9 protein-coding genes are annotated in these 6,731 nt (G+C 42.2%); 1 reads left to right on the top strand and 8 read right to left on the bottom strand.

The annotated features are described in order from the left end of the window. Positions 1 to 421: 421 nt before the first annotated feature. The 7 genes from rpsR to HT703_RS10255 all read right to left on the bottom strand — a co-directional run bounded on the left by rpsR (position 422) and on the right by HT703_RS10255 (position 5,011). A complete protein-coding gene (gene rpsR / locus HT703_RS10225; RefSeq protein WP_000068664.1) occupies positions 422 to 661 on the bottom strand; it encodes a 30S ribosomal protein S18 in 240 nt (79 codons plus the stop codon). Between the two features lie 31 nt (positions 662 to 692). Then, positions 693 to 1,163 carry a single-stranded DNA-binding protein SsbA gene (ssbA, locus tag HT703_RS10230; protein ID WP_000609599.1) on the bottom strand — a complete coding sequence of 157 codons (471 nt, stop codon included), beginning with the start codon at positions 1,161 to 1,163 and terminating at the stop codon, positions 693 to 695. Between the two features lie 11 nt (positions 1,164 to 1,174). Further along, positions 1,175 to 1,465, bottom strand: a complete 291-nt coding sequence (gene rpsF / locus HT703_RS10235) for a 30S ribosomal protein S6 (RefSeq protein WP_001151777.1) — start codon at positions 1,463 to 1,465, stop codon at positions 1,175 to 1,177. A 152-nt stretch (positions 1,466 to 1,617) separates the two neighbouring features. Next, on the bottom strand, positions 1,618 to 2,964 hold the full coding sequence (gene asnS, locus HT703_RS10240; RefSeq protein ID WP_162199250.1) for an asparagine--tRNA ligase: 1,347 nt from the start codon (positions 2,962 to 2,964) through the stop codon (positions 1,618 to 1,620). A gap of 16 nt (positions 2,965 to 2,980) precedes the next feature. Then, entirely contained in the window at positions 2,981 to 3,346 is a 366-nt protein-coding gene (locus HT703_RS10245; protein WP_023937609.1) for a VOC family protein, read from the bottom strand. Next, the gene (locus HT703_RS10250) at positions 3,339 to 4,526 is read right to left on the bottom strand and encodes a pyridoxal phosphate-dependent aminotransferase (protein ID WP_000777796.1); all 1,188 of its coding nucleotides are present in this window, start codon (positions 4,524 to 4,526) and stop codon (positions 3,339 to 3,341) included. The genes HT703_RS10245 and HT703_RS10250 overlap by 8 nt, the downstream gene beginning before the upstream one ends. Then, positions 4,523 to 5,011, bottom strand: a complete 489-nt coding sequence (locus HT703_RS10255; protein ID WP_050261734.1) for a DUF5590 domain-containing protein — start codon at positions 5,009 to 5,011, stop codon at positions 4,523 to 4,525. The genes HT703_RS10250 and HT703_RS10255 overlap by 4 nt, the downstream gene beginning before the upstream one ends. 257 nt (positions 5,012 to 5,268) lie before the next feature. Here HT703_RS10255 and HT703_RS10260 point away from each other — a divergent pair, with 257 nt between their 5' ends. Then, positions 5,269 to 5,817: an NADPH-dependent FMN reductase gene (locus tag HT703_RS10260; protein ID WP_031233884.1), complete on the top strand. Its 549-nt coding sequence runs from the start codon at positions 5,269 to 5,271 to the stop codon at positions 5,815 to 5,817. Between the two features lie 124 nt (positions 5,818 to 5,941). Here the strand turns inward: HT703_RS10260 and yaaA are convergent, their stop codons facing one another. Continuing rightward, positions 5,942 to 6,670 carry a peroxide stress protein YaaA gene (gene yaaA / locus HT703_RS10265; RefSeq protein ID WP_023933180.1) on the bottom strand — a complete coding sequence of 243 codons (729 nt, stop codon included), beginning with the start codon at positions 6,668 to 6,670 and terminating at the stop codon, positions 5,942 to 5,944. Positions 6,671 to 6,731 lie beyond the last annotated feature (61 nt).

Consider the following 6,731-nt stretch of genomic DNA (forward strand, 5'->3'; position numbering starts at 1 on the left):
TATGCAGCTACTAAATAGATTATTGGGCATGGAATGGAACAAAGGGTTCGTGAAGTTTGAAGAACTCAAAAATTACGCCAAAGCTCCATATACAACACCTAAACGAGATTAAAGAACAGCGAAATCCCTTGTGGCGCAAGGGGTTAGCTGCCCTTTTGTATTTTTTAAGTGATAAAGTCGGGATTATAGCACGCCAAGGTCAGAAAAAAACTATCTCGTGAAAAAAAGATCCGTTGGGGTCTTAATTCGCATTCTTGTTTCCAAGCTCATGAAAAAGAGGTCCCCCTGACCTCAACTCGCTCTTTCATTTCAAGGCTCGTGAAAAAAAGACCCAACCGGGTCTGAAAAAGAGGTCCACTGAACCTCAACTCGCTCTCTCATTTCAAGGCTCGTGAAAAAAAGACCCAACCGGGTCTTTTCTTTAATCTTCGTTTACGAAAGGCATCAAAGCCATTACGCGAGCGCGTTTGATAGCTGTTGTTACTTTACGTTGGTTTTTAGCTGAAGTTCCTGTTACACGACGAGGAAGGATTTTCCCACGTTCTGAAACGAAACGGCTAAGAAGCTCAGTATCTTTGTAATCAACATATTCAATTTTGTTTGCTGCGATGTAATCAACTTTTTTACGGCGTTTGAATCCGCCACGACGTTGTTGAGCCATGTTTTTTCTCCTTTATAATTTTAGTTGTCCATTAGAATGGTAAATCATCATCTGAAATATCCAATGGATTTGTTGTTCCAAATGGATTTTCATCACGTGAAAAGTCTGGTACTGAATTTGTAGGCGCTGAATAGTTTGCAGTTGGTGCAGAGTAAGCTCCACCTGTATGACCTTCACGCACACTACGGCTTTCTAACATTTGGAAATTCTCAGCCACGACCTCTGTCACGTAGATACGTTGTCCTTGCTGGTTATCGTAACTACGAGTCTGGATACGGCCTGTCACCCCGATAAGTGAGCCTTTTTTAGCCCAATTAGCAAGGTTCTCAGCCTGTTGACGCCACATAACGACATTGATAAAATCAGCCTCACGTTCGCCATTTTGACTCTTAAATGTACGGTTTACTGCAAGAGTAAAAGTCGCAACTGCTACATTTGATGGGGTATAACGCAACTCAGCGTCACGTGTCATACGCCCTACAAGTACAACATTGTTAATCATAGTTTACCTTCTTACGCGTCAATTTTGACGATCATGTGACGAAGAATGTCAGCGTTAATTTTTGAAAGACGGTCAAACTCTTTAAGAGCTGCATCGTCGTTTGCTTCAACGTTAACGATGTGGTAAAGTCCTTCACGGAAATCTTTGATTTCGTATGCAAGACGGCGTTTTTCCCAAGATTTTGATTCAACAACAGTTGCACCGTTGTCAGTCAAAATAGAGTCAAAACGTGCTACCAAAGCGTTTTTAGCTTCTTCTTCAATGTTTGGACGAATGATATAAAGAATTTCGTATTTAGCCATTGATATGTTCCTCCTTTTGGTCTAATGACCCCAAGACTTTGCAAGGGGTAAGTGAGGTTCGCTCACAATAAACTATTATACTAGAAAAAATTTTTTTACGCAAGTAAAAACTCTGATATGCGAAAAAACGCCACATGGGCGTTTTCCTATTCTTACGGTTTAATACGGTGCAACATACGTGGGAATGGAATGGCTTCACGGATATGTTTTGTTCCTGCTGCGAAGGTTACCATACGCTCGATACCGATACCAAATCCACCGTGTGGAACTGTACCGTATTTACGAAGGTCAAGGTAGAATTCATACTCTGTACGATCCATGCCAAGTTCATCCATCTTAGCGACAAGGGCATCGTAGTCTTCCTCACGCATAGACCCACCGATAATTTCTCCATAGCCTTCTGGAGCAAGCAAGTCTGCACAAAGCACGCGCTCTGGATTTCCAGGAACTGGTTTCATATAGAAGGCCTTGATGGCTGCTGGGTAGTTCATGACAAAAGTTGGCACACCAAAGTGGTTTGAAATCCAAGTTTCATGTGGTGAACCAAAGTCATCACCATGCTCAAGATGTTCGTAGTCAGCGTCTTCATCATTTTCATGCTCCTGCAAGAGGTCAATGGCTTGATCGTAAGTGATACGTTTGAATGGCTCTGCAATATAGCGTTTCAAGAGTTCTGTATCACGTTCCAAGGTTTCCAAGGCTTGAGGCGCACGGTTAAGAACACCTTGTAGAAGAGCTTTTACATAAGCTTCTTGCAAGTCAAGTGACTCATCGTGTGTCAAGTATGAGTACTCTGCGTCCATCATCCAGAACTCAGTCAAGTGACGGCGCGTTTTTGATTTTTCAGCACGGAATACTGGACCAAAGTCAAAGACACGACCAAGAGCCATAGCGCCTGCTTCTAGGTAAAGCTGACCTGATTGGCTCAAGTAGGCTGGCGTTCCAAAGTAATCTGTTTCAAAGAGTTCTGTTGAATCTTCTGCCGCATTTCCTGAAAGAATTGGGCTATCAAATTTCATGAAACCGTTCTTGTCAAAGAACTCATATGTTGCATAGATGATAGCGTTACGGATTTGCATCACCGCTACTTGCTTACGAGAGCGAAGCCACAAGTGACGGTTGTCCATCAAGAAGTCTGTACCATGTTCTTTTGGTGTGATTGGGTAGTCTTGAGATTCACCGATCACTTCGATGTCTGTGATGTCCAACTCATAGCCAAATTTAGAACGTTCGTCCTCTTTGACAATACCTGTCACATAGACAGACGTTTCTTGGCTCAAGCGTTTGATAACATCAAACTTCTCAAGTCCTACTTCTTCACCAAATTTTTCGACAAAGTTTGGTTTAAAGGCTACACCTTGAAAGAAGGCTGTTCCATCACGCAATTGCAAGAAGGCGATTTTCCCTTTTCCTGATTTGTTGGCAACCCAAGCGCCAATCGTCACTTCCTGACCAACATAGTCTTTTACATCAATAATCGTTACACGTTTTGTCATTATTTTTCCTTTTTCTTTTTTATTCTTTATGGCAAACCACTTCTATATTGTTCCCATCTGGGTCAATCACAAAAGCAGCGTAGTAAATCGGATGCTCACTGCGATAACCAGGAGCCCCATTGTCTCGCCCACCTGCCTCTAAACCAGCCTCATAACAAGCCTGAACTTCTTCCTTATTTTCTGCTAAAAAAGCAAAGTGAATAGGATCTTGTGTCCCCTGAGCCAGCCAAAAATCACCACCAGGATGAGGGCTGTTCGGGGCAAGAAAACTGATTAGAGAACTAGTCTTAAAAGCCAATTTATAGCCCAAAGGAGCGAGAAAACTCTTATAAAATCCTTCTGAAATTTGTAAATCCTTTACCTTAATCTCAAAATGATCAATCATTCTCACTACCCATAAATGCTTTCAAGCGTTTAACTGCTTCTTTAAGCGTGTCTAGGTCTGTCGCATAGCTGAGGCGGACATTTTCTGGTGCTCCGAATCCTGCTCCTGTTACCAAGGCCACTTCGGCTTCTTCTAGGATAGCGGTTGTAAAATCTGTCACATCTGTATAGCCTTTCATCTCCATAGCTTTTTTGACATTTGGGAAGAGATAGAAAGCTCCTTGCGGTTTGAGCACTTCAAATCCTGGCACCTCAGCAAGAAGGGGATAGATGGTATTGAGACGTTCCTCAAAAGCCTGACGCATGCTTTCTACAGTATCTTGCTCACCTGATAGAGCCTCAACTGCTGCATACTGGGCTACTGCTGACGGATTCGAAGTTGTTTGACCTGCAATCTTGGACATGGCAGCAATAATGTTTGCTTCTCCAACGGCATAGCCAATCCGCCAACCTGTCATGGCATAGATTTTAGACACACCATTGATGACCACTGTTTGCTTGCGAATTGCCTCAGATAGGCTAGAAATCGGTGTGAACTCATGACCATTATAGACCAAGCGCCCATAGATATCATCTGCTAGAATGAGAATATCCTTTTCTACAGCCCAGTTTCCGATTGCCAAGAGTTCCTCACGGGTGTAAATCATACCTGTCGGATTGGATGGCGAATTCAGCACCAAAACCTTGGTCTTGTCTGTGCGAGCTGCTTCTAACTGCTCTACGGTCACCTTAAAGTGATTATCTTCCTTAGCAGGAACAAAGACTGGCACACCTTCTGCCATCTTGACCTGGTCTCCATAGCTTACCCAGTAGGGGGTTGGGATGATAACTTCATCACCTGGATTGACCACAGCCATAAAGAAGGTATAGAGAGAATATTTGGCTCCAGCAGCGACTGTCACTTGATTTGGCGCTACAGAATAGCCGTAAAAGCGTTCAAAGTAAGTATTGACCGCTGCCTTGAGCTCTGGCAGGCCTGAGGTTACTGTATAAAAAGAAGCACGCCCATCTCGAATCGATGCAATGGCGGCATCTTGGATATTTTTTGGAGTAGTGAAATCTGGCTCACCCAAGGTTAGAGACAGGATATCTCTTCCCTCAGACTTGAGTGCTTTGGCACGAGCTCCAGCAGCCAAGGTCACACTTTCTTCCATTTCTAAAACACGGTTGGATAGTTTCATAGGCCCTCCTTATTGACCAATACTCCTGTTTCAAAATCTACTAGATAAAAATCAGAGCCTGACTTGACTTCCCAGATTGGTTTGTCTTGATAACGGCCAAAGGTAATCTTGTCAATCTCGCCAGCTCCTTTTTCCTTCGAAACAGCTTCTGCTTTTTCTTGTGAAACACCTTGATTTAGCTGATAAACGTAAATCTTGTGGTCATCTTTTCCAATCAGGACAGCAAGTGCTTCTTGTTTTTTATTACGGCCAAGAACGCTATAATAGGATTCCAAGCCATTGTATAAGTCAACCTGATCAGCCTGCTCTAATCCTGCATACTGCTGAGCTAATTTTTCTCCTTCACTTTTAGCTGTTTGATAAGGTTTCATACTCAGAAACACTAGATACAGAAAGGAAGCACTGATAACCACAAACAAAATCGTCATCCCTAGACCATACTGCCACAGTAGATTATTTTTTACTTTGTTTTGTCTTTTTTTCACTCGTCTATTTTACCATCTATTGGGCTTTATTACAAGTGAATGCAAGAACAATCGCACTTTATTTCTTCCTTCAAACAAAACCGATTTTGAAAGTGAAACAGTTCTTACTTTTTCAGTCACAAATGACTAGAGTTTCCGAAATTTTACAATTTTCAAATAAACTCTGAGCAAATTTCTTGCAAGTTGTTTTGCTTTGTTGTAATATATTTTATAACAACGAGAAAATTCTCGTAAATTTAAGAAAAAGGAGACACATCATGTCTAAAAAAGTATTATTTATCGTCGGATCACTACGCCAAGGTTCTTTCAACCACCAAATGGCCCTCGAAGCTGAGAAAGCACTTGCTGGTAAAGCAGAAGTTAGCTATCTTGATTATTCAGCTATCCCTCTCTTCAGCCAAGATTTGGAAGTTCCAACTCATCCAGCTGTATCTGCTGCTCGTGAAGCAGTTCTCGTTGCGGATGCTATCTGGATTTTCTCTCCAGTCTACAACTTCTCTATCCCTGGTACAGTGAAAAACTTGCTTGACTGGCTATCTCGTGCCCTTGACTTGTCTGATACACGTGGCGTTTCTGCCCTTCAAGACAAGTTTGTCACAGTATCATCTGTAGCCAATGCAGGGCACGATCAACTTTTCGCTATCTACAAAGACCTCTTGCCATTTATCCGTACACAAGGCGTTGGTGATTTCACTGCTGCACGTGTTAATGACTCTGCTTGGGCAGACGGAAAATTGGTTCTTGAAGAAACAGTCCTAAGCTCACTTGAAAAACAAGCGGAAGACTTGGTCAATGCTATCAAGTAACTAATATAATAAAAGCGAACAAGACTACTTTTCTGACACTCAGAAGACTAGCTTGTTCGCTTTTTTTCATTTATAAACTAAAATAGCTGATGATACATATTGCCAAATACAAAATATCTGATTTCTATACTTCCTTAACAAAAACCAATTCCTGTGGCTGGGACAGATCTTCTCGGTAGGTAAATCCTGCAAAGCTTAAGCGACGAGCTTCCTCCACCGTCTGTACTTGATTTTCTATCAGGGCTGTCAGGAAGGCACCACGCGCTTTCTTGGAAATGGTTGAGTGAATTTTCAGCTGACCGCCTCTATCCTCCATAAATTTGAAGATCACCATTTTTTCTCTGATTTCCTTAGAAAATACCGTCTCAAACTCGGACGACAAGAGGGAGAAAATCACTTCTTCCTGCTTCACAGCTTCATCATAGGCTGCCTTCCAATGACTCTTTAAAGTCTTACCAGCGACTTTTAACTTCATCAAAAAGTCCAAACGGTGAGGGGCCATAGATGACAAGGCTGGAACGACACCGTACAAAGCCGAAGTAATAAAGACATGATTTTCAAGATAGGCTTGTTCCGCCTCGGTCAACTTATCTCGCTTGATATGGCGGTACATAAGCCCATCAAAAAGTTTCAGAGCTGGGTAGTGTTGAGCAGTTTGCCTTTTCAAAGCTTGGATATTTTGACATTCTTCCGCAGCCTTCTCGGCTGATACCTTATAAAAACTCTCCAATTGACTAGCAGAATAGAGGGCCAAGGCATCCAGCACGGCCTGACTTTCTGGTATTAAAGGTGTTGCCTCGATACTCGGCAAGTCTGTGTTCATTTCTTTTGCTGTAGGGATTAAAATTTTCATATTGATAGTGTAGCATATTTTTTAGCCACAACCAAGAAATTCATCTGATACTCAATGAAAA

It is taken from the genome of Streptococcus sp. 3874 (assembly GCF_013276425.1).
In the GTDB taxonomy this organism is placed as follows: Bacteria; Bacillota; Bacilli; order Lactobacillales; family Streptococcaceae; genus Streptococcus; species Streptococcus pseudopneumoniae.